Source organism: Affinundibacterium amnicola (genome assembly GCF_014284275.1).
Classification (GTDB): domain Bacteria; phylum Pseudomonadota; class Gammaproteobacteria; order Burkholderiales; family Burkholderiaceae_D; genus Undibacterium; species Undibacterium amnicola.
The window spans coordinates 40540-62309 of the sequence record NZ_JACOFU010000011.1 but is presented as its reverse complement, the minus strand read 5'-3'; the positions used below and the strand labels follow the sequence as shown (position 1 = coordinate 62309).

Sequence of the window (21770 nt, the reverse complement as noted above, 5' to 3'; positions counted from 1 at the left end):
CTAGTAAGCAGGTTTAAGGAAACGCAAGGAGTGCGAAGTTATGGGTATAAATTTATGGAGACCTCTTATGATTGACAGAATTCATCTAAATGTAAAAATTCCTTCGAACGAACTCTACAGCTTTGCGTTGGGACAATTGGAAGGAATCAGAGAACTCAAACACCGCCTTGTTCCAAAAGGCAATATCAGTATTTCGAAAGGAAAGTACTTAACGAGACTTAACTACTACCCGACAAAAAAGAACTTAGCCGCTAACATCATAGTTGCGACCACAAAGAAAAAACATCGGTACTTTCAGCTTTGCCTCTATCCGTCAAAATTTAAAATCGGTGAGTTTAAAAAATTTAGCGAGTCCTTGGCGATGTTCTTTGATATTTTCACATACGAGAACCTATTTACAAACAGCCGCATTTCCTATGTTGAATTTGCAATTGACTCTCTTACACACACGGCTCACGATTTTATTCCATATCGGCGACGATGCAACATGTCGGAAATATTCGTAGAACACGACGGCACTATGGGATCTACGTATCTAGGAAGCACCAAGAGTGACACGCGCTTTTGCATCTACGACAAAAAAAAGCAATTGGAAAAATCCAGTCCGGTTCCAGAAAAAACTCGCACCAGAATAGAAGCGCGACTACGAAATGTTTCCATGCCGCCTTGCGAACTTATTTCAAAGATGAAAAATCCATTTCTTACATTACAAATTGCAGATTTAAAAAAAGCGAAGCAATTAACTGAAGAAATAGAATGGCAATCTTTCTTATTGAGATGCCTAGAAACTGGATCAGCAAAAGCTCTTTCCGAGCTTAAAAAAGCCCAACGAAAAGCATTTAATTCAAGGTTAGATTCCGTTCGCGCCTCTTGGTGGAATCCAAATTACGTATGGAAATATTTTGAAAATGCACTTCTTAGAATCGCTCCCTGCAAAGATTAGTATTGCAATCAATTGCAATAAATTATCCAAGACAGCGACGTAATCAATGCATCAAAAAGTCTAATTTATCACGCGATCTTTTCGGGTGGGCTTTTACTGCGCCTTTGGTGAAAAATCAGAAAGAAGCAATTAAATGCAAACGAATCTAAACGCAAAACAAAAAATAGCTGCACAAAATCTCGCTATAGGCTGCACAGGACGACAAGCATCACAAATCGTTAAGGTAAATCCTGCGACATTGTCAGCATGGAGGCAACTCCCGCAATTTCAAACTTATCTCTCCCATTTGATCATTCAAACAGAGAGGAACTCAATAGAAACACTGTATGGCCTGCGATACCGCGCTATTGAAAAACTAGGCGAATTACTCGATGCAAACCCAGCTTTAGCATTACGTGCAGCTATCGCAATTTTACAAACAACCCAACAGCAATATATCCCGAAAAATCCAACCATGCCTAGTGTGGATCAAGCAACTTGGCAGGAAATGCTAAAAGTGATTGAAACAGTAGGCGGTAACGAAATTAAAGACAAGGAGATACAAAATGAGCCATGAAAATTATTCGCCACTAAATTTCAGAGACAAGGATAGTTTGTGGTGTGTATGGTGCGCAGAGGTTCGAGCCGCTCTCGTTGATTGCATCGCCAATAAGTTAGGAAAACCAGCGACTTCCTTGCCTATGCTCTCAGATCAGCAATTATGGGATGGATTTTGCGCCGAAGTAGCCGAATGTAGACGGAAACTAGCCAACAATGAATAAGCGGACAAATCCAAAACTTAACGCTCGTTTTGACACCGCACTAAACAGTGCGTGGAACGCAGAAGTCCGAGCCGCCCTTGCAGAAGTGATTGCAGCGTCTATAGGAGTTCCCGTGACATCAATGCCTATGCTCTCCGATGAACAGCTCTGGGAAGGATTTAAAGCGTCCATAGGAAGTAAGAAAGTATCGTTTTGTCGTGACCTCTGCGTGAATTTAACTTTAGGCGAACTGTTCGCAATTGTCCTTGGAGTTAACTTAGATTTGCATCATCTCCCGACTGGGGAGTGCATTGGGGAAATCACCGACTCTGCTGGTGTTGATATGTACAATTTTGATGCTGCTATGGCATTCCGAATGACAAAGCATATCAAGGCTCCACCAGACTTAAGACCCGACCATATAATCTTGGATGAGGCTCTAGATACAATGATAAAGGCTAATCGTGAGCTTGCCGAAAGTATGCCTATTTCGAAAGAAGAAAAAGCGCGTATTTGGGAGGGCTTTATTTGTCTAAGCTGGAAAATCTAGTTCAAGCAAACTTCATCCATCACTATTTATCACATTTCTCGCAATGAAATAATAGGGTAAATGTCGCGCAATTCATTATGCATCATTTACAATTAGGCTCACTGAAAATTTATCAAATAAAGCACTAACTCATCATTCATAAAGGAATTCCAATGAAAAATTGTTTGAAGTGTGGGCACCAAAGACTACCATCAGACCAAGGCTCGGAACTTGAATGCCCAAAATGTGGAGCGATTTACGCAAAAGTAGAGGCGGCATTAGCTGAAAAACGTCGAGTTGAGTTAAATCAAGCACACACACAAAAAAACACATCCGCGTCAAAAACGAAAACAACTACTTCAAGCAAGAAAAAAATATTTTTGATTGCATTCCTACTTATAGCAGGAAGCGCACTTTTTGCTTGGAGCACCAACCCAGACTACATAGAAAACAAATTAGCTGAAAGGCGACTACTATCAGTCGCAAAAGAAAATCTGTTAGACCCAGAGTCAGCAAATTTTCGAAATTTGAAAGTTGCAAAACTCAAATACGGCAACGATGGAACGACAAAAAACTATGCCCTTTGTGGTGAGATGAATGCCAAGAATAAATTTGGTGCCTATACAGGGTTTGAAAAATTTGCTGTAGGCAATAATAGTGCTGGCAAGCCAGAACTTTATACGCAGAAAAGCGAAAAGACGGACGTTGAATGGCTTATTTACGCAGGCCTTGTTGGCTGTGAAACCTAGAAAAAAATCTCAAAACAGTATCTTTCAAACGAAAGATTACCAATCTTTTTATTGAAGTACTTCAACTTTCAGAAACCCATACAAATGGAATAACCTCGCAAAAATCGCAAGGTTAAACTTTTCGGGAGACTTACGGGCAAGAGTCTAAACAGCGCTCGAATTTTATTTGATTTTACTAAACAACAGTTAAGCATATATTTTCGAGGGCGAGCTTTCCAACGAAATCAACGCAGAATCTTAAAAAGACCAGCAGTCTAGATGCATAGATTCTTTCATGAGATAAGGTAATTTATCTATTAATCTATGTGCCACATGTGTCTGATTGGTGTAATATTGCCGCATGAAGATCAATCATACATCTCGTTGGCATTCCTCCCCAAGTTGGCATTGGCGTCAAGCCTAGTCATATCTATTCCAACTGCCAGCACTTTTGCTGGCAGCAAATCAAAATGGTGGTAAAACGGTGGTAATTCTCAAGCACCGTCCACCAACAACACAATTTAACTCAATAAATTCAACTAGTTAGGCACAATCATGCTACTGATGATAGACAACTACGATTCCTTCACTTACAACCTCGTGCAGTATTTTGCTGAGTTGGGTGAGGAAGTTCGCACGTATCGTAATGATGAAATTACGCTGGAAGAAATTGAGGCGATGAAGCCTGATCGCATTTGTATTTCTCCTGGACCATGCACACCTTTGGAAGCGGGAATTTCCGTGCCTGTGCTCAAACGCTTTGCGGGTGAGGTTCCAATTCTGGGCGTATGCTTGGGACATCAAAGTATCGCCGAAGCTTTTGGCGGCAAGGTGATTCGCGCCAAGGAAGTCATGCATGGGAAGACTTCACCAATTGCGCATACTGGCGTTGGTGTGTTCAGCGATTTGCCTAGCCCTTACACAATTACACGCTATCACTCGCTAGCCATTGAGCGCTCTAGTTTGCCGGATTGCTTAGAAGTGACAGCGTGGACTGAAGATGGCGAGATCATGGGTGTACGTCACAAGACATTTGATTTGCAGGGTGTGCAATTTCACCCTGAATCAATCTTGTCGGAACACGGTCACGCATTGTTGAAGAATTTTTTATTGGGGAAATAAGATGACGATCTCACAGCAAGAAGCTTTAACCCGCCTCATTGAACATCGCGAAATTTTCCACGATGAGATGTTGTCGCTGTTCCGCACAATCATGGGTGGCGAAATGTCGCCGATCATGATTGCGGCGCTTACCATGGGTTTACGCGTAAAAAAAGAAAGCATAGGAGAAATCACTGCTGCTGCGCAGGTGATGCGCGAGTTTTCGACCAAGGTGCCGATGGCAAACACCAAGAACTTGATCGACATCGTCGGCACAGGTGGCGATGGTGCCCATACCTTTAATATTTCTACCGCATCCATGTTTGTTACCGCTGCCGCAGGTGCCCGTGTCGCTAAGCACGGTGGTCGCAGCGTTTCCTCTTCATCTGGCAGTGCCGATGTACTTGAATCACTGGGCGTGAATATCAACTTGCAACCTGAACAAATTGCGCAATCGATCGCGCAAACCAATATTGGTTTCATGTTCGCACCAAATCATCACGCGGCAATGAAACATGCGTCACCAGTTCGACGTGAATTAGGTGTGCGTACGATTTTCAATATTCTTGGCCCACTCACTAATCCAGCGGGTGCACCAAATATTCTGATGGGGGTATTTCACCCTGATCTGGTTGGTATTCAAGTACGCGTCCTACAACGTCTCGGCGCACAACATGCGATCGTTGTTTGGGGACGCGATAATATGGATGAAGTCTCACTCGGCGCACCGACCATGGTCGGCGAATTAGTGAACGGTGAAATTCGCGAGTACGATATTCATCCTGAAGATTTTGGTTTGCAAATGGTGTCGAATCGCAGCTTGAAAGTATCGGGCGCAGAAGAATCCAAAGCACGTATTCTCGATGTATTAAATAATATACCGGGACCAGCGACCGATATCGTCAGCTTGAATGCCGGTGCAGCTTTATATGGCGCAGGCATCGCCGATTCCATTGCCGATGGCGTGAAAAAAGCACAAGCTGCTATCGCCTCCGGTGCCGCGCTGAACAAACTGCATCAGCTAGTCGAAGTCACGCATCAGTTAGGTAAGTAACTTAGGTAAATAAGCATGTCAGACATACTCAATAAAATTCTCGAGGTCAAAGTAGAAGAAGTCGCGCGCGATAAGAAAGTACAAAGCTATTCCAGCTTACGTGCCGACGTTGAAAGTAACAAAGAAGCGCAACAAACATTGCGTGGATTTGAAGCTAGCCTGCGCAATAAAATGGCGCTAGGCAAGGCTGCCGTGATTGCAGAAATCAAAAAAGCTTCGCCCTCAAAAGGCGTGATCCGTGAAAATTTTCAACCTGCGGAGATCGCTGCAAGCTACGCGCAACATGGCGCTGCTTGTTTGTCGGTGTTGACCGATGAAGTGTTTTTTCAAGGCGCTCCCGTCTATTTGCAACAAGCCCGCGCCGCTTGTTCTTTGCCAGTATTACGTAAAGATTTTATGATCGATCCGTATCAAGTGTATCAAGCCAGAAGCTGGGGTGCGGATTGTATTTTGCTGATCGTCGCAGCACTCGATCATGGCCTGATGGCAGAACTCGAAGCCTGCGCGCATGAACTCGGCATGGGTGTTTTGGTTGAAGTACATAATGATGAAGAACTCGACGCAGCATTGAAGCTCAAGACCAATCTGCTTGGCATCAACAATCGTAATCTGCGTACATTCGACGTCACTCTCGATACCACGCTTGGCTTGCTACCACGCATTCCCGAAGACAAACTCGTCATCACTGAATCGGGCATTATGAATCGAGATGATGTGCAACGCATGCGTGAGGCAAATGTACATGGCTTCTTGGTAGGTGAGGCTTTTATGCGTGCAGATGAGCCGGGTGTCGAACTTGAGAAATTATTTTTCTAAGTCTCTGGCGAAATTTCACTAAAAAAAACCACGATAAGTATCGTGGTTTTTTTACTCATACCTAATCTAAAAAATTAAACTAATCTATTCCAGATCGCCGTAGTCGCCGCAGCCTGATTCAAAGAATAGAAATGCAAACCCGGAGCGCCGCCAGCGAGCAGACGTTCACACATTTGCGTGACGACATCTAAACCAAAGGCTTTGATCGATGCGCTGTCGTCACCGTAGCTCGCCAACTTCAAACGTACCCAACGTGGAATTTCTGCGCCGCACATTTCTGAGAAACGCATAAGCTGACTACTGTTAGTGATCGGCATGATGCCCGCAACGATAGGTACATTCACACCGGCTTTTTGCGCATTCTCTACGAATTGAAAATAGGCATCTGCATTGTAGAAATACTGGGTAATTGCGGCATTCGCACCGGCTTGTATCTTGCGCACGAAATTCTGTAAATCATCTTGCGGCGATTTTGCTTGTGGATGCATTTCTGGATAAGCTGCAACTTCAATCTGAAACCAATCACCCGTTTCGGAACGAATAAATTCGACCAATTCATTCGCATAACGGAACTCACCGCCCATACCATAACCGCTCGGCAAGTCACCACGCAAAGCAACTAAGCGATGAATATTATGGTCTTTGTAGGTTTGTAAAATTTGGCGAATTGAATCACGCGTACCGCCGACACAAGACAAATGTGGCGCGGCATCAAAACCTTCTTTGCGGATCTCAACAACCGTATCCAAAGTCCCCTGTTGCGTCGTACCACCCGCACCAAAAGTCACCGAAAAATACTTAGGATTAAGTTCCGCCAGTTTGGCACGTGTCACCCGTAATTTTTCGGTTCCTTCTTCCGTTTTTGGCGGGAAGAATTCAATACTAAAATTATGTGGATTCATTTTTTGTTAGGAGTAAGGTGGAGAGTGTCCATGAAATTACGCTGTATAACAAAGCACCGAAGACCGCTGACCAAAAACCTGCGACATGAAAGCCATCAAACATACTAGCGACTGCCCAGAACATCAATCCATTAATCACAAAAATAAACAATCCCAGACTCAAGACAGTCACAGGTAAAGTGAGGATTAATAAGATTGGACGAATTACGGTGTTCACGAAACCTAAAACTACAGCAACCAACAGAGCTGTCGTGAAACTATCTATCGTAATCGAGCTGAGTAAATATGGCAGCGCCAATAGCGCCAGTGCGTTGATTAACCAGGTAGCAAGTAAGCGCATGGAATCTCCAAAGTTTTTACAAATTTGAAAAGCTAAGATCGACAGAAATTCAATTACTGGGATGCAGACCGCGAAGTGAAACGCAGCAATATGTTTATATTGCGAGTATTCACGACAAAGGTATGCACCCAATAATTGGATCTATGGCGAGTCTTAGTAGCGATAGTGCTCTGGTTTATACGGACCTTCTTTTTTCACACCGATATAGTTCGCTTGTTCGTCCGTCAAAACACTCAGTTGCGCATTGAGTTTTTTCAATTGCAAACGTGCGACTTTTTCGTCGAGATGTTTCGGCAAAGTGTAAACGCCGACTGGGTATTGCGCCGTATTGCAGAACAATTCGATTTGCGCGATGGTTTGATTCGCAAATGAAGAGCTCATCACATAAGAAGGGTGGCCAGTACCGCAACCGAGATTCACCAAACGACCTTCAGCCAACAAAATAATACGGCGACCACTAGGGAAAATCACGTGATCAACTTGTGGCTTAATGTTTTCCCACTTGTATTGTTTGAGTGCGGCGACGTCGATTTCATTATCGAAGTGACCGATGTTGCAAACGATGGCTTGATCCTTCATCTTCAACATGTGTTCATGTGAAATCACATGGTAGTTACCGGTCGTCGTCACGAAGATATCACCGTGTTCACAAGCGTAATCCATGGTCACAACACGATAACCTTCCATCGCTGCTTGCAAAGCGCAGATAGGATCGATTTCTGTAACCCACACTTGTGCGGACAGAGCACGCATCGCTTGTGCAGAACCTTTACCTACATCACCATAACCAGCGATGACAGCGACTTTACCTGCGATCATTACATCGGTTGCACGCTTGATGCCATCAACTAAAGATTCGCGGCAGCCATACAAGTTATCGAACTTGGATTTGGTGACGGAATCATTGACGTTGATTGCTGGGAAAGCGAGCTTGCCTTCTTTATGCATTTGGTACAAACGATGTACGCCAGTAGTCGTTTCCTCTGTTACACCTTTGATGGCGGCGAGACGTTTAGAGTACCAGGTTGCATCAACCGCTAAATGTTTTTTGATAGAATTGAATAAACAAGTTTCTTCTTCTGAACCTGGGTTGTTCAATACGGAAATATCTGTTTCTGCACGTGTACCGAGGTGCAGCAATAAAGTGGCATCGCCGCCGTCATCCAAGATCATGTTGGAGTAGCCGCCATCTTTCCAGTCGAAAATACGGTGTGTGAATTCCCAGTATTCATCCAGATTTTCACCTTTGAATGCGAACACTGGTGTACCGCCAGCCGCAATTGCGGCAGCAGCATGATCTTGTGTTGAGTAAATATTGCAAGATGCCCAACGCACTTGTGCGCCGAGTGCGTTCAGGGTTTCGATCAGCACGGCGGTTTGAATCGTCATGTGCAAAGAACCTGTGATACGCGCGCCTTTTAAAGGTTGGCTAGCTGCGAATTCTTCACGAATTGCCATCAAGCCTGGCATTTCTGTTTCTGCGATTTGAATTTCTTTGCGACCCCAGTCGGCCAAGCTTAAGTCAGCGACGTGGAAATCTTGTGTGGTTTGAGATGTCATGATGGTGGCGTTCTCACGCCCTCCTTTCCAAGAATGTTCAAGAAAAAAGTAACGTGAGCGCAGTTGCTGTGAGTGTGATTTTTAGGATTCCCTAACAATCCACTCGTCTAATCCAAGCCTGGCAGTTGAGTTTAACGATTGCATGTTAAGCAAAACTTGTCGCAGCGCTCCTTGGAGAGGACGAAGTATAACGCAATTTATTTGAAATTGTGATGGCACTTAAAATTTTATGCTTAAATTTTAATCAACCCTCAACCAGAGAAAGATTAATGCCCTGAGAAATCACACACTTTAAATAGCGTCAATCCAGTGTCTTCGACCAATTTCGATCCACCCAATTCTGGCAAATCGACAATCACTGCCCCCTCGACAACGACTGCGCCGAGGCGTTCCAATAATTTCTTTCCCGCCATCATTGTGCCGCCTGTTGCGATCAAATCATCTATCAGCAAAACACGGTCGCCAGCTTTGCAAGCATCGGTATGTAACTCCACCGTCGCGCTACCGTACTCAAGCTCATAGCTTTCGGAAACTGTTGTGAACGGCAACTTACCTTTTTTACGAATCGGGACAAAACCAATATTCAATTCATACGCCACTACCGAACCGAGAATAAAACCACGTGCATCCATACCAGCCACTAAATCGAGCTTCGCATCTGCGTAACGCGCTAGAAAAATATCGATCAATACGCGAAATACCTTTGGGTCTTGTAACAGCGTTGTGATATCGCGAAACTGCACACCCGCTTGCGGCCAATCTGGCACTGTACGGATGTGCTGTTTTATAAATTCGCTTGAGTTAATCATCTGTTTTCCTATTTTAATAATCTCTGTTCTGCACGTGCGACGCCCTCTGCACTGCCTCGCAATACAATCACATCACCTGCTTGTAGTACCAACTCATTTTCAGCTTGCAATCTGTTTTTACCACGCCGAACCGCAGTCACATCAACAGCTAACTCTGCGAGTGCTAAAGCTTCTATGGTTTTACCAATAATTTTACTGCGTTCATTCAGAACTACCGTATGCAAACGCAATTGTAAATTTTCTGCATCATCAGCGGCATCACTAGCGCCATGAAAAAATCCGCGTAAAGATTCATATCGTGCATCTCGTGCCATTTGCACAGTGTGTACCACGCGTCTTAATGGAACCCCCAATAACACCAAGGCATGTGAAGCGAGCATCAAGCTACCTTCCATTAAATCAGGAACCACCTCAGTCGCGCCAGCAGCTCGCAATTTTTCAAGGTCGGTATCATCATGACTGCGCACAACCACTGGCAAACTCGGATTGAGCTCATGCACCAAGTGCAAAATTTTTAATGCCGACTGTGTATTTGTATAAGTAATTACCAAAGCAGCAGCGCGATTAATCCCCGCAGCCGTTAAACTTTCGCGACGACCAGCATCTCCGTAAGAGACATTCGCCCCCGCGTTTTGCGCTTCGCTGATACGGTCGGGATCTAGATCTAAGGCGTGATAATCAATATTTTCATCTGCCAACAACTTAGCCAAGCTTTGCCCACTACGACCAAAGCCCGCGATAATCACATGCTTCTTCACCTTCATTGTACGTGCCGCAATTTGCGTTAGCGCCAAGGATTGCATCATCCATTCATTCGACGACAATTTCAGCACGATCCAATCAGATTTCGCCAAGATAAAGGGCGAGATCAACATCGATAACACCATAGAAGCCAAGATCAATTGCAACAACAATGGGTCGATTAAATTCAATCCTCCAGCCTGATTCAATAGGACAAAACCAAATTCACCAGCCTGTGCTAAGCCTAGACCTGTACGAAGAGCGACGCTGGTCGGACAGGAAAATAGTCGGGCGAGTAAAAAAATCAGTCCAAATTTAAACACCACAGGACCAACCAATAGCAATAAAATCAGCCATCCATAGTCCAACACCAACTGCAAATTAAGCAGCATGCCGACAGTAATAAAGAACAAACCTAACAACACATCACGGAAGGATTTGATGTCTTCTTCAACTTGATGTTTGTACTCAGTCTCAGAAATCAACATCCCCGCCACAAATGCACCCAGTGCCAAAGACAGACCAGCTTTTTCGGTAAGCCATGCTGCGCCCAAGGTGAACAACAGCAGATTCAACATAAATAATTCTTGCGAGCGACGTCGCACGACAATCGCGAACCATTCTCGCACGACTCTTTTTCCGACAAAAAAAAGTAGAAACAAAACCACGGTTGCTTTACCCACTGCGGTCAACAAACTCATACTTAAGTTATCAGAATCTGCCGCTAAAGCTGGTACTAATATCAGCAAAGGCACGACTGCCAAATCTTGAAACAATAAGATACTAATAATCTGCCTGCCATGCGGACTTTCTAGCTCCAATTTTTCCGTCAACATTTTGGATACAATCGCCGTCGACGACATCGCCAGAGCACCGCCAATCGCAAACGCAGCTTCCCAACTAATCGCAAAATATTCGGGCAGAATCATCGCTGCACCAAAACACATCAACATAGCCAAAGCAATCGTACTAACTACCTGCGCCATTCCCAAGCCAAATACTGCACGACGCATAGAAATCAATTTGGGCAATGAAAATTCGAGTCCAATTGAAAACATCAAAAACACCACGCCAAACTCAGCTAATAAATGCGTTGTCGAGCTTTCTTGCGCCCAGCCTAAAGCATGCGGCCCAATCAAAATTCCAACGGCCAGATAACCCAACATCGGCGGCAAATTCAACAGCCGCAAGGCAACTACGCCTAACACGGCGCTGCTCAACAAAAGTAAAGTGGTATCGAGTGCATTCATGTTGCGTATTATTACCGATTATTTGTCACTCAAACATCTTCGCTTAAGAGAAAACGACGAAAGCACATTATTAATCTCAATATGAAAAGGAAGCGCACAGAAAAAAACGCGGAACGAAATCGTTTCCGCGTTTTCCATGTAGATCACTCTGAGTATGAATGATCGATTCTTCTACCTGTTAATTTTTCACTTGTTCGACCAATTAACTAAGAAAGATATCGCGATAAGCTGCGTAAATGGCACCAATTAATACCGGACCCAACACCAGCCAACCAAGCGCGAAAGGAATCGACGCCAAAATAGCAAAAACGATATACAGCACAAAAAACAGCAAAAACGCTGCCCAATTCTTCAAGCTAGCTTTTAGGCTCAAAATCAATGCATCAATTGGCTGTACATTATGAAATACCACCAAAGCAGGTGCAAACCAAATTGCCATTGCTAAAGGTATAGCAATTAACATAGCGAGTACAACAAAGCCAAGCAGCGCACTAAATCCCAATCCCATCAAACCCGCACTACCAAACGCTGCACCAGTGGCAATTGCGCCTCCGAAAACCGCCACGGCAAAGAAGCCGGCGACAATCGAGACGACAAAGACGCCAATCATCCAAATCAAGCCTAGCAAAGCCAATGCGCCAAACTTATCTTTGAATCCAGCAAACAAGAACTCAAATATCACAGGTTTTGATTCACGATGTGCCTGGCACGCTAACATCAATCCACCGAAAAACGCTGGCATCAGCAAATTAAAAATAAAAGTGCCAATCCCAGGAATGATATTAAGCGCAAGCATGATAACAAACAGCACGACCACCATGCCGATCCAAACTCCGGCATTTGCCTTAAACTGATCAAAGCCATAGCCATACCAAGAAGTCGCCTTACCCGCGTCAATCAAATTACCTTCGGGGTTATATTGTGGTTGCTGCGGGATCTCCGATACCAAGTTGCTCATGTTCGGAAAATTGTTTTCTGGTTGATCAGGGTTCACATTCATATCCAGGCTTTCTCAAAGTAGTTGGAAGAAAATAATACATTTAGGCGAGTTCATAGCAACAAAAGTATCCTTGAATAAAAATTAATTGACAAGCTTTCGCATAATTTATGAATCGACAAACTTCTATTTCTAGTTCTTTTCTACATCTTTGCTACGTTTAACCAACAGTTTCCAGCCATGTACTGCGTTTCTACGATAACAAATTCGCATCTGGCAGAGTTCTTGCTTATTCATATTTAGTTTATACTCCACGCATGAGCACATTAAATACTACTCCCGCATCAAATCTTAACTCCACAGAAGACGCAAAAGCGAGTCACGCTTTGCAACTCGCTTGCGAAACTTTGCAGATTGAGGCTGATGCCATTCTCAGCTTAAAACAACGCTTAAGCGGTGGCGACTCATCAGCATTTATTGACGCGATCCATCTGGTGTTACATTGCAAAGGCCGCTTAGTCATTTCCGGCATAGGAAAGTCTGGCCATATAGCGCGGAAGATTGCTGCTACTTTCGCGTCTACGGGCACGCCTTCTTTCTTTTTACACCCAGCCGAAGCTGCGCATGGTGATCTTGGGATGGTGACGTCACAAGATGTTTTCATCGCGATTTCTTACTCTGGTGAAGCAGGTGAATTAGTCGCTATCTTGCCTATCCTGAAGCGACTCGGCGTCAAGCTCATTGCACTAACTGGTAACCCTAATTCCACTTTAGCGAAACTGGCGGATCTGCACTTGAGCGTACATGTAGATAAAGAAGCCTGTCCTCTCAATCTCGCACCAACTGCCAGCACCACCGTCACATTGGCACTCGGCGATGCACTTGCAGTCGCAGTCCTTGATGCCCGAGGATTTAAAGAAGAAGACTTCGCCCGTTCTCATCCAGGTGGCGCGCTTGGTCGCCGCTTGCTTACGCACGTCAAGGACGTGATGCGAACAGGCAATGCGATCCCACAAGTCAAGCCTGACACAAAACTCAGCAGCGCTTTATTAGAAATTACGCAAAAAGGTATGGCGATGACGGCCATTGTTGATCATGACAATACCATCGTTGGCGTTTTCACAGACGGTGATTTACGCCGTTTGATGGACAAACCACTCAATTTTTCCGAGTTAATCATCGCAGACATCATGCGCAAAAATCCACATCGTATCGGCCCTGAACAATTGGCGGTAGAAGCAGTAGAAATTATGGAGCAACATCGAATCAATCAATTATTAGTTGCCGACGCAGAAGGCAAGTTAGTCGGTGCTTTGCACATCCATGATTTGACACGTGCCAAGGTGATTTGATGACACAACATACAGCAGACAATTTGCATAGAACTGCGACACAACAGGCGGCACAAGTGCGCCTAATGATCTTTGACGTTGACGGCATATTGACTGACGGCAGTTTACATTTTGGCCCTGAAGGCGAAATGATGAAGACCTTCAACGTACTTGATGGCCAGGGTATCAAGTTATTGCAAAACGCTGGTATCGCCACTGCCATCATCAGTGCGCGTCAATCAGCAATCGTCAGCAAGCGCGCCAGTGATCTTGGCATCACTCATGTGATGCAAGGCATCCATGATAAAAAGTCTGCGTTTTTAGCACTGACAAAAGAACTCAATATCCCGCATGAAGCCTGCGGTTTCATTGGCGATGATGTGATCGATTTGCCGATCTTGTTACGCGTTGGTTTTGCCGCGAGCGTTCCGAATGGACACGAGGAAGTACGTAGTCGAGTTTCTTATGTCACGCAAGCTCAAGGTGGTCGAGGTGCTGCGCGCGAAATCAGTGATTTTATTTTACGAGCGCAAGACAAATATGCCACTGCCTTAGCGCCCTTTTTGGATGTGAGTAACGATGACCGCTGATCGTATCCGCGTCTGGCTTGGTGTTGCGCTGCTGGGCTTAGTCATGCTGGGGAGTTTTTGGATTTATGAAGTGATGCGACGTCAAAGCGAAGACGAAGCCGCCAATGCAAAAAATCGCAGTGAGCCAGATTACTATGTCGAACATTTTAATTTTGTACGTTTATCACAGTCGAAACAAACCAACTATAGAGTCACCGGCGAAAAATTGATTCACTTTCCACTCGAAGATGAATTTGAAATTATTCAACCAAGAATCGTTGGAATTGATCAAGAAAAAACACCCATGACGATACGTGCTGATCGCGCAATTGTTAAACAAAAGGTGCAAGAAAAATTACAAAACAAACCGGAAGATCAGATTCACATGCATGGCAATGTATTGGTTGAGCGAAGTAAAAGTGATCAGGGCAGCTATTTGAAAATGGCAACCGACAGCCTTATTCTTTTTCCAGATAGCGAAAGAATGAGAACGGCTGAAGCGATTACTATGACGACGCCACGGGCGAACATTACAGCGATCGGCATGGAAGCAGAAAACAATCGCCAGAAAATTCGCTTATTGAGTAAGGTACAAATTAGTATCGCACCTCCATCCGCAAAATAAGGTCACAAAATGAATCATTTTTTACTGTGATCGCTGAAAAAAGATATTAAGTTTTATCATCAACAGATAAAAGAAATTGAAAGAAAAAAGGAAATTGCATGACGATGCCTACAAAACAAATGACCCACTTTAACTCAGTGAAACGCCTTACTAGTATTGTTAGCATGAGTATCGCTTGCATACTATCTTTTAGTGCCCATGCAGAAAAAGCCGATAGCCAGAAGCGTACCAACATCTCTGCCGAATACACGGAATTTGATGGGAAAACGAATACCAAAACTTTAAAAGGTAAAGTTGAATTGACCCGTGGAACTCTATTAATTCGCGCTGAGAATGGTGTGGAAACAGAAACCCCTGACGGTGGTGGTGCTGTGACCTTGTCAGGTCACGCGGGGAGCCAAGTATTCTTCCGTCAAAAACGCGATGGTGGTGAAGATCTCTGGATAGAAGGATTGGCCGATCGAGTTGAGTACGACAAAAAAACTGAAGTCGTACGATTTATCAGCAAGGCACAAGTTCGTTATTTGAGCCAACAAAAAGTCACTCAAGAACAGAATGGTGAATTCTTATCTTATGACAGCGTAAATGATGTGTTCACTGCGACCAACTCAACGAGTGGCAAACGTGTTCCCGGCGGTGGTCGTGTCACCATCACATCTGAGCCGAAAGGGAAGAAGTCTGACGCTAAGCCAGACAACAAATAAAAATAAGCAAATCCTATGACAAGTACATTAGTAATCGAAGGTTTACAAAAACGCTATGGCATGCGCCAAGTGGTGCATGACGTTTCCTTGCAAGTCAAAAGTGGCGAGGTTGTTGGTTTGCTCGGCCCGAACGGTGCAGGCAAAACCACGTCCTTCTATATGATTGTTGGTTTGGTACCTTCTGATGCTGGGAAAATTGATGTTGATGGTGTCGATATTTCAAACTTTCCGATTCATCAACGTGCACAGTTAGGTCTTTCCTATCTTCCACAAGAAGCCTCAGTGTTTCGAAAGTTGTCGGTTGAAGACAATGTTCGTGCGGTCTTAGAATTACAAAAAAATGAAAACGGGAAACCACTCAGTAAAGCTGAGATCGACCAACGTTTAAATACTTTACTTGAAGAGCTGCAGATTGACGGCTTACGTGAAAGTCCAGCGCGCGCATTATCTGGGGGTGAACGACGCCGGGTAGAAATTGCCCGTGCGCTAGCCACCAATCCTCGTTTCGTACTGCTCGATGAACCCTTTGCGGGTGTTGATCCGATTGCGGTTATTGAAATCCAACGCATTGTGCGCTTTCTCAAAGAACGCGATATCGGCGTCTTAATTACGGATCACAATGTACGCGAAACTTTAGGTATTTGCGATCATGCATACATCATCAATCAAGGTTCAGTGTTAGCGAGTGGACGTCCCGATGAAATCATCACCAATGAGACCGTAAGACGGGTCTATTTGGGTGAACATTTCCGCATGTAATCGAGCCCAATTATGACGTCCGAATCATGAAGCAAAGCTTACAGCTACGCACTTCACAGCATTTAGCGCTAACCCCGCAGTTACAGCAATCAATACGCTTGCTGCAGTTATCCACATTAGAACTTCATCAAGAACTTGAAAGCTTGTTAATCGAAAACCCGATGTTAGAAAGGGTCGACGACGCTTTAGATAATGCTGTGCGTTTACTAGCCGACGGCTGCATCAATAATACAAGTGCGCAAAACGAAACTGAATTTAAATCGCTTGAGAACTCACCATCAGAGAAGGCCGAAAATAGCACGGCAAGTGAGGTCAATGAAAACAATGCTGAAGCCGATGCGCAAGGTAGTAGCGATGATTGGAGCTTTGATGAAACTCCGGTATCTGGATCAAAAAATAGCCACGATGATGAAGACGGCAGGCCACAGTTAGAAGCAGCGCAAACAACGCTACGTGAGCACTTGTTAGAGCAAATGCGCATCTCAATTCGAGAACCGCGTGATCGTGCACTCATCGAATTAGTGATTGATGCGATTGATGAGAATGGCTATTTATGTGAATCCTTAGAAGAGATTCACGCCAGCTTACCTATCGATTTATGTGTAGAGCCAGAAGAACTGCAGTTTGCTTTAAACATGCTGCAAAGCTTTGAGCCCGAGGGTGTCGGTGCAAGAACGACAGCGGAATGTTTGGCAATTCAGATCAAACGCTTTCCGAAAATTCCCTTCGTCACCAGGCGCCTTGCACTGCAAATCGTACAAGAATACTTGCCTTTATTTGCACAGCGAGACTTCACCAAATTACGCAAGTTCTTGCATTGCGATGATGAAGATTTACGCGAAGCGCAAGTCGTGATTCGTCAATGCAATCCTAAGCCGGGACTCGCTTTCGCGGCGGCAAAATCTGATTATGTCGTGCCCGATGTCGTCGTGAAAAAAATTGGTGACGAATGGCAAGTCATGCTAAATCGTGATGTCATGCCACGCTTACGGATTAATCACATGTACGCGAACTTAATGAAGCAACAACGTGGAGATGTCAATCTTAGTCCTCAGCTTCAAGAGGCACGCTGGCTGATCAAAAACATGCGGCAGCGCTTCGACACGATTCTACGCGTAGCGCAAGCCATAGTTGAAAGACAATATAATTTTTTCACGCATGGTGCTGTTGCGATGAGACCCCTTGTTTTGCGCGAAATAGCTGATACACTAGGATTACACGAGAGCACTATTTCACGTGTAACAACTCAAAAGTTTATGCTGACACCACACGGCATGTTTGAGTTGAAGTATTTTTTCGGTAGTCACGTCGCAACGGAAACAGGTGGTGAAGCATCTTCCACCGCGATACGGGCTCTGATTAAACAATTAATAGGAGAAGAAGACCAGAAGAAACCCCTCTCGGATAGTAAGATCGCCGACATATTGGGAGAACAAGGCATGGTCATCGCGCGGCGCACCGTTGCCAAGTATCGCGAAGCTCTGAAAATCCCCCCAGTCAGTTTGCGAAAATCTTTATAAACCAGTTCTTGAAATATTGTTTTCTATCGTTATATATGATTTAGCTCAAAACAATTTTCTGCCAATGAGCGATCGTAATGACTGGCAGTACAGAAGGCAATAAAAGCAATATCACCATAGGAGCGTAGTATGAATCTCACCATCAGTGGACACCACGTCGAAGTTACTCCTGCAATTCGTGAATATGTACAAACCAAGTTAGAGCGGGTAAGACGACACTTCGATCAAGTCATTGATATCGCCGTTATTTTGACGGTTGATAAGCTCCGCGAAAAGGATAAACGTCACAAAGCCGATATTAATTTACATCTGAGTGGAAAGGACATCCACGTTGAAAGTCTGGCGCATGATTTGTATGCAGCCATAGATGCTTTAGTCGATAAACTTGACCGTCAAGTGATTAAACATAAGGACAAAATTCAAGACCATCAACATGATGCGATCAAGCATATTCCTGATCCAACATCTGCACAATTAGATTAAATGACATAGTCGATTCACTTTCAGTGATGATCCCAGGGCGCTTTTCAGCGCCCTTTTATTTTGAGGCTATTTTTGGTTTATTTAGGCAATCGCTCTGAGTTAAAATCCAATTCTACAAATCTTATGGCAATCTTATGAGCTCTCACGTCTTAAGCGAAATCAAAAATCATATTGGCATCATCACCTTAGATCGTCCCAAGGCACTTAACTCATTGTCGCTAGAAATGGTGCGTGCGATTACAGCAGCCTTATTAACGTGGCGCAATGATCCAGAAGTCACTGCTGTGTTTATTCAAAGTAGTAGTGAGAAGGCATTCTGTGCTGGCGGTGATATTCGTTTCTTCTATGATGTCGGCACAAAAACGCCGATGCAAGACAGCGCCTTGCTGGAAGACTTCTTCACTGAAGAATATGCCCTAAATCATTTAATCCATTTTTATCCAAAACCCTATATCGCCCTACTTAATGGGGTAGTGATGGGCGGCGGCATGGGCATCGCCCAATCAGGCGTTGCTAGTCGTCTACGCATCGTGACTGAACGTACTAAAATGGCGATGCCAGAAGTTAACATCGGCTTGTTTCCAGACGTTGGTGGCGGCTACTTCTTAAATCAAACGCCGGGACAAATTGGACGCTATTTAGGCTTAACTGGAGAAGTCATTCAAGGGATGGATGCGATTTATGCCAACTTGGCCGATGTCTATATTCCGACGTCCGCCATTCCAGATTTGTTACAGGTAATTACGCAATCAACATCGCCAGACATTCGCATCGCTATTCGTGATTTTTCCTTACAGTTTCATCCAGCATCTTCTATTGAAAACTGTATGCTAGTGCAACACCGATCAGCGATTGATCATCATTTCAAAACACATCGCGTTGATGAAGTCATGGCATCGCTCGCAAAAGACGATTCATCCTTTGCGATAAGCACCTTAGCCACAATGAACAAACGATCGCCTCTGATGATGGCGGTTACCTCTGAACAGTTACAGCGCTGCCAACAGAGGTCCGTCGCCGAGTGTCTGCGTATTGAGCGCACCATGGTCAGACATTGTTTCAAGCACGGTGAGGTATTAGAGGGAGTGCGGGCATTAGTGGTCGATAAAGACAATGCGCCGCGATGGTCGCCTGCAAGTATGGCGGAAGTTGATGACGCAATGATCGCGAGTTTTTTTGCCGAGGTTTGGCCGGGCTACGCACATCCTTTGGCGCATCTACAATAAGGCTTACAAATACGCCTGCACTTTTAAATTAGTGCAGGTGTATTCTCAACAGGGATCTCTGCACAAGCGCAGCGAACGGCATAAGTTTGGATCGAGAAGCGCACCTGTGCTAGAGCACAGCGATGCATTTCTCAATAACAGATTCAATATTCGGTCACGCGGTAGCTTGTGCGAAGGCCTCAAAAATAAAGATTAGTTTTTTATTTAAGTAAGCCAAAAACCTTACCAATAATCTTGCTGCCAGTGCCGATAGGATCTTGCCGTATTTTTTTCTCTTCTTCCGCAATCAAGGTATACAGCGCGTCAACCGCTTTACCAGAAACATAGGATTCGACTGTCGCTTCTTTTTCTGGCACAGCGCCCATTTTCTGCGCCTTCGCCATAACTGCATTGTATTTACCAGCTAAGCCAACTTTATCTGTCACCGTTTTTACTGTTGGTGTAAATTTAGTCGTTAATGTCGTTGCGGTTTTTTGCCTAAAAAAATCTGTCACTGAAGTCTCGCCACCGATCAAAATATTTTTTGCATCCGTAACGGACATGGTTTTCACTGCATCCAATAACAAGGGCTTAGCCATAGGCACAGCTGTTTCAGCGGCACGATTCATCGCCACCACTAACTCATCAAGATGTTTGCCCTGCCCGCTCAATTTCAATATCGGCTTCGCTTTTTCCAAAATGGATGGTAATGGAATCTTCACCTTCTCATTATTTAAGAATCCATCGGTCACACCTAGCTTCGATATCGCGGCATTGGCCCCCTGCTCCAACGCGGCCTTCAATCCACTATTTGCATCCTTGGAACTGAGTTGACTCAAATCTACTGCGTTAGCCGAACAACACAGCAATAGCAGTGAAGTGATCAAAGAATTCTTTATTGTTTGCGTAGTTTGCATCGTTTTTCCTTTTCGAGATTTATCGTCGCTTACACTTCTTCTATCAGGTACAAACGTCTATGCTCGCGGATCGCAAATCGGTCAGTCATACCCGCAATATAATCAGCAATTCTACGCGCCTGCAGAAGCTGTGTTTGTTGTAAATCGCTTTGTATTGCAACGCGGTAGTCAGGTGGCACTAAACCAGGTTCTGCGATCATCAAAGTAAATAATTCGCGCACCGTATTTTTGGCCTTATTACTCATGCGATTGACTAAATAATGCCGATACAAATTTTCATATAAAAACTGCTTCAATACCTTTGCTTCCTGATACATCACATCAGAAAATGCAATCATGGCAGGCATTGCGCGTACATCCTCTATCGTCTTTGGTGCGTAATCAGCGATTCGCTTTTCCGAAGTTTGAATAAGATCGGTAATCAGCAAATTGATCATACGGCGTATCGTTTCTGAAATCGCTCGTCGCCCAGTGATACTAGGATAGGTGTGATCAACTTCTCGACGAAATCGCGCATAACAATCAACTTCCATTAATTGCGATTCATTCAGCAAACCTGAGCGCAAACCGTCATCAATATCGTGGTTGTTATAGGCAATTTCATCTGCCAAGTTGGTTAGTTGTGCTTCAAGACTGGGCTGGGTCTTTTTAATAAATCGTTGACCTACATCACCAAGCATACGAGCATTATTCAAAGAGCAGTGCTTAAGTATTCCTTCGCGAGATTCAAAGCTTAAATTCAAGCCTTCAAAACTAGCGTAACGCTCCTCTAAAACATCCACTACACGCAAACTTTGCAGATTATGTTCAAAGCCACCATAATCTTTCATGCAGGCGTTGAGCGCATCTTGCCCAGCATGACCAAAAGGTGTGTGGCCGAGGTCATGGGCGAGTGAAATGGCTTCAACCAGATCTTCATTCAAACGCAAGTTACGCGCGATCGAGCGGGCGATTTGCGCGACTTCAATGCTGTGCGTTAGGCGTGTGCGGAACAGATCGCCTTCATGGTTGACGAAGACTTGTGTTTTATATTCGAGACGACGAAAAGCCGTGCTGTGTATGATGCGATCCCGGTCTCGTTGAAATTCAGAGCGGGAGCTTGGCGCTGGTTCCGAAAATCGTCGCCCCTTAGTTTGTGCAGATTGTGCAGCATAAGGAGCGAGTTGATGATCGGAAAACATAAAGTTTCTTTCAAGCGTTGAGAAAT

24 protein-coding genes and 1 riboswitch are annotated in these 21770 nt (G+C 44.5%); of the genes, 16 read left to right on the top strand and 8 right to left on the bottom strand.

What is annotated here, in order from left to right; genetic code table 11:
* Positions 1-67 precede the first annotated feature (67 nt).
* From H8K33_RS18985 to trpC, 8 genes are all read left to right on the top strand, one after another.
* The gene (locus H8K33_RS18985; RefSeq protein ID WP_186892648.1) at positions 68-943 is read left to right on the top strand and encodes a replication initiation factor domain-containing protein; all 876 of its coding nucleotides are present in this window, start codon (positions 68-70) and stop codon (positions 941-943) included.
* Positions 944-1076: 133 nt separating this feature from the next.
* Positions 1077-1499, top strand: a complete 423-nt coding sequence (locus tag H8K33_RS18980; protein ID WP_186892647.1) for a hypothetical protein — start codon at positions 1077-1079, stop codon at positions 1497-1499.
* Positions 1489-1704, top strand: a complete 216-nt coding sequence (locus H8K33_RS18975; RefSeq protein WP_186892646.1) for a hypothetical protein — start codon at positions 1489-1491, stop codon at positions 1702-1704. The genes H8K33_RS18980 and H8K33_RS18975 overlap by 11 nt, the downstream gene beginning before the upstream one ends.
* Entirely contained in the window at positions 1697-2233 is a 537-nt protein-coding gene (locus H8K33_RS18970) for a hypothetical protein (RefSeq protein ID WP_186892645.1), read from the top strand. The genes H8K33_RS18975 and H8K33_RS18970 overlap by 8 nt, the downstream gene beginning before the upstream one ends.
* A 152-nt stretch (positions 2234-2385) precedes the next feature.
* The gene (locus tag H8K33_RS18965; protein WP_186892644.1) at positions 2386-2961 is read left to right on the top strand and encodes a hypothetical protein; all 576 of its coding nucleotides are present in this window, start codon (positions 2386-2388) and stop codon (positions 2959-2961) included.
* A gap of 534 nt (positions 2962-3495) precedes the next feature.
* Positions 3496-4062 carry an anthranilate synthase component II gene (locus H8K33_RS18960; RefSeq protein ID WP_186892643.1) on the top strand — a complete coding sequence of 189 codons (567 nt, stop codon included), beginning with the start codon at positions 3496-3498 and terminating at the stop codon, positions 4060-4062.
* Position 4063: 1 nt separating this feature from the next.
* The gene (trpD, locus tag H8K33_RS18955) at positions 4064-5095 is read left to right on the top strand and encodes an anthranilate phosphoribosyltransferase (RefSeq protein ID WP_186892642.1); all 1032 of its coding nucleotides are present in this window, start codon (positions 4064-4066) and stop codon (positions 5093-5095) included.
* A gap of 15 nt (positions 5096-5110) precedes the next feature.
* Entirely contained in the window at positions 5111-5911 is an 801-nt protein-coding gene (gene trpC / locus H8K33_RS18950) for an indole-3-glycerol phosphate synthase TrpC (protein ID WP_186892641.1), read from the top strand.
* 74 nt (positions 5912-5985) lie between these two features.
* Here trpC and metF read toward each other — a convergent pair whose 3' ends face one another.
* The 6 genes from metF to H8K33_RS18920 form a co-directional block, all read right to left on the bottom strand.
* On the bottom strand, positions 5986-6813 hold the full coding sequence (gene metF, locus H8K33_RS18945) for a methylenetetrahydrofolate reductase [NAD(P)H] (RefSeq protein WP_186892640.1): 828 nt from the start codon (positions 6811-6813) through the stop codon (positions 5986-5988).
* Positions 6800-7153, bottom strand: a complete 354-nt coding sequence (locus tag H8K33_RS18940) for a phage holin family protein (protein WP_186892639.1) — start codon at positions 7151-7153, stop codon at positions 6800-6802. The genes metF and H8K33_RS18940 overlap by 14 nt, the downstream gene beginning before the upstream one ends.
* A gap of 153 nt (positions 7154-7306) precedes the next feature.
* The gene (gene ahcY, locus H8K33_RS18935) at positions 7307-8713 is read right to left on the bottom strand and encodes an adenosylhomocysteinase (protein WP_186892638.1); all 1407 of its coding nucleotides are present in this window, start codon (positions 8711-8713) and stop codon (positions 7307-7309) included.
* Between the two features lie 48 nt (positions 8714-8761).
* Positions 8762-8892: riboswitch (S-adenosyl-L-homocysteine riboswitch) on the bottom strand.
* Positions 8893-8979: 87 nt separating this feature from the next.
* Positions 8980-9522 carry an adenine phosphoribosyltransferase gene (locus H8K33_RS18930; protein ID WP_186892637.1) on the bottom strand — a complete coding sequence of 181 codons (543 nt, stop codon included), beginning with the start codon at positions 9520-9522 and terminating at the stop codon, positions 8980-8982.
* 8 nt (positions 9523-9530) lie between these two features.
* Positions 9531-11513 (bottom strand): monovalent cation:proton antiporter family protein, encoded by a 1983-nt coding sequence (locus tag H8K33_RS18925; protein ID WP_186892636.1) that lies wholly within the window; start codon positions 11511-11513, stop codon positions 9531-9533.
* A gap of 202 nt (positions 11514-11715) precedes the next feature.
* Positions 11716-12513: a BPSS1780 family membrane protein gene (locus tag H8K33_RS18920; RefSeq protein WP_186892635.1), complete on the bottom strand. Its 798-nt coding sequence runs from the start codon at positions 12511-12513 to the stop codon at positions 11716-11718.
* 254 nt (positions 12514-12767) lie between these two features.
* On the opposite strand from H8K33_RS18920, the gene H8K33_RS18915 reads away from it, so the two are divergent.
* The 8 genes from H8K33_RS18915 to H8K33_RS18880 all read left to right on the top strand — a co-directional run bounded on the left by H8K33_RS18915 (position 12768) and on the right by H8K33_RS18880 (position 19667).
* A complete protein-coding gene (locus H8K33_RS18915) occupies positions 12768-13802 on the top strand; it encodes a KpsF/GutQ family sugar-phosphate isomerase (protein ID WP_186892634.1) in 1035 nt (344 codons plus the stop codon).
* Complete coding sequence (locus H8K33_RS18910; protein ID WP_186892633.1) at positions 13802-14371, top strand: KdsC family phosphatase; 570 nt, start codon at positions 13802-13804, stop codon at positions 14369-14371. The genes H8K33_RS18915 and H8K33_RS18910 overlap by 1 nt, the downstream gene beginning before the upstream one ends.
* Complete coding sequence (gene lptC, locus H8K33_RS18905) at positions 14361-14975, top strand: LPS export ABC transporter periplasmic protein LptC (protein WP_186892632.1); 615 nt, start codon at positions 14361-14363, stop codon at positions 14973-14975. Before H8K33_RS18910 ends, lptC begins: the two co-directional genes overlap by 11 nt.
* Before the next feature lie 98 nt (positions 14976-15073).
* On the top strand, positions 15074-15679 hold the full coding sequence (gene lptA, locus H8K33_RS18900; RefSeq protein ID WP_186892631.1) for a lipopolysaccharide transport periplasmic protein LptA: 606 nt from the start codon (positions 15074-15076) through the stop codon (positions 15677-15679).
* A 15-nt stretch (positions 15680-15694) separates the two neighbouring features.
* Positions 15695-16438, top strand: a complete 744-nt coding sequence (lptB, locus tag H8K33_RS18895) for an LPS export ABC transporter ATP-binding protein (RefSeq protein ID WP_186892630.1) — start codon at positions 15695-15697, stop codon at positions 16436-16438.
* 26 nt (positions 16439-16464) lie between these two features.
* Complete coding sequence (locus tag H8K33_RS18890) at positions 16465-17958, top strand: RNA polymerase factor sigma-54 (protein ID WP_186892629.1); 1494 nt, start codon at positions 16465-16467, stop codon at positions 17956-17958.
* 129 nt (positions 17959-18087) lie between these two features.
* Positions 18088-18441, top strand: a complete 354-nt coding sequence (gene hpf / locus H8K33_RS18885; protein ID WP_186892628.1) for a ribosome hibernation-promoting factor, HPF/YfiA family — start codon at positions 18088-18090, stop codon at positions 18439-18441.
* A gap of 134 nt (positions 18442-18575) precedes the next feature.
* A complete protein-coding gene (locus H8K33_RS18880) occupies positions 18576-19667 on the top strand; it encodes an enoyl-CoA hydratase/isomerase family protein (protein ID WP_186892627.1) in 1092 nt (363 codons plus the stop codon).
* A 200-nt stretch (positions 19668-19867) separates the two neighbouring features.
* Here the strand turns inward: H8K33_RS18880 and H8K33_RS18875 are convergent, their stop codons facing one another.
* The gene (locus H8K33_RS18875; RefSeq protein ID WP_186892626.1) at positions 19868-20563 is read right to left on the bottom strand and encodes a DUF4197 domain-containing protein; all 696 of its coding nucleotides are present in this window, start codon (positions 20561-20563) and stop codon (positions 19868-19870) included.
* Between the two features lie 29 nt (positions 20564-20592).
* Complete coding sequence (locus tag H8K33_RS18870; RefSeq protein ID WP_186892625.1) at positions 20593-21744, bottom strand: deoxyguanosinetriphosphate triphosphohydrolase; 1152 nt, start codon at positions 21742-21744, stop codon at positions 20593-20595.
* Positions 21745-21770: the final 26 nt, after the last annotated feature.

Coding starts and splice junctions, on each gene's coding strand:
- H8K33_RS18910 (WP_186892633.1), top strand. CDS start 13,802: ATGACACAACATACAGCAGACAATTTGCATAGAACTGCGACACAACAG.
- H8K33_RS18930 (WP_186892637.1), bottom strand. CDS start 9,522: ATGATTAACTCAAGCGAATTTATAAAACAGCACATCCGTACAGTGCCA.
- H8K33_RS18960 (WP_186892643.1), top strand. CDS start 3,496: ATGCTACTGATGATAGACAACTACGATTCCTTCACTTACAACCTCGTG.
- H8K33_RS18940 (WP_186892639.1), bottom strand. CDS start 7,153: ATGCGCTTACTTGCTACCTGGTTAATCAACGCACTGGCGCTATTGGCG.
- H8K33_RS18970 (WP_186892645.1), top strand. CDS start 1,697: ATGAATAAGCGGACAAATCCAAAACTTAACGCTCGTTTTGACACCGCA.
- H8K33_RS18915 (WP_186892634.1), top strand. CDS start 12,768: ATGAGCACATTAAATACTACTCCCGCATCAAATCTTAACTCCACAGAA.
- H8K33_RS18985 (WP_186892648.1), top strand. CDS start 68: ATGATTGACAGAATTCATCTAAATGTAAAAATTCCTTCGAACGAACTC.
- lptC (WP_186892632.1), top strand. CDS start 14,361: ATGACCGCTGATCGTATCCGCGTCTGGCTTGGTGTTGCGCTGCTGGGC.
- H8K33_RS18880 (WP_186892627.1), top strand. CDS start 18,576: ATGAGCTCTCACGTCTTAAGCGAAATCAAAAATCATATTGGCATCATC.
- hpf (WP_186892628.1), top strand. CDS start 18,088: ATGAATCTCACCATCAGTGGACACCACGTCGAAGTTACTCCTGCAATT.
- H8K33_RS18920 (WP_186892635.1), bottom strand. CDS start 12,513: ATGAATGTGAACCCTGATCAACCAGAAAACAATTTTCCGAACATGAGC.
- H8K33_RS18975 (WP_186892646.1), top strand. CDS start 1,489: ATGAGCCATGAAAATTATTCGCCACTAAATTTCAGAGACAAGGATAGT.
- ahcY (WP_186892638.1), bottom strand. CDS start 8,713: ATGACATCTCAAACCACACAAGATTTCCACGTCGCTGACTTAAGCTTG.
- H8K33_RS18965 (WP_186892644.1), top strand. CDS start 2,386: ATGAAAAATTGTTTGAAGTGTGGGCACCAAAGACTACCATCAGACCAA.
- H8K33_RS18875 (WP_186892626.1), bottom strand. CDS start 20,563: ATGCAAACTACGCAAACAATAAAGAATTCTTTGATCACTTCACTGCTA.
- trpC (WP_186892641.1), top strand. CDS start 5,111: ATGTCAGACATACTCAATAAAATTCTCGAGGTCAAAGTAGAAGAAGTC.
- trpD (WP_186892642.1), top strand. CDS start 4,064: ATGACGATCTCACAGCAAGAAGCTTTAACCCGCCTCATTGAACATCGC.
- H8K33_RS18925 (WP_186892636.1), bottom strand. CDS start 11,513: ATGAATGCACTCGATACCACTTTACTTTTGTTGAGCAGCGCCGTGTTA.
- H8K33_RS18890 (WP_186892629.1), top strand. CDS start 16,465: ATGAAGCAAAGCTTACAGCTACGCACTTCACAGCATTTAGCGCTAACC.
- metF (WP_186892640.1), bottom strand. CDS start 6,813: ATGAATCCACATAATTTTAGTATTGAATTCTTCCCGCCAAAAACGGAA.
- lptA (WP_186892631.1), top strand. CDS start 15,074: ATGACGATGCCTACAAAACAAATGACCCACTTTAACTCAGTGAAACGC.
- lptB (WP_186892630.1), top strand. CDS start 15,695: ATGACAAGTACATTAGTAATCGAAGGTTTACAAAAACGCTATGGCATG.
- H8K33_RS18870 (WP_186892625.1), bottom strand. CDS start 21,744: ATGTTTTCCGATCATCAACTCGCTCCTTATGCTGCACAATCTGCACAA.
- H8K33_RS18980 (WP_186892647.1), top strand. CDS start 1,077: ATGCAAACGAATCTAAACGCAAAACAAAAAATAGCTGCACAAAATCTC.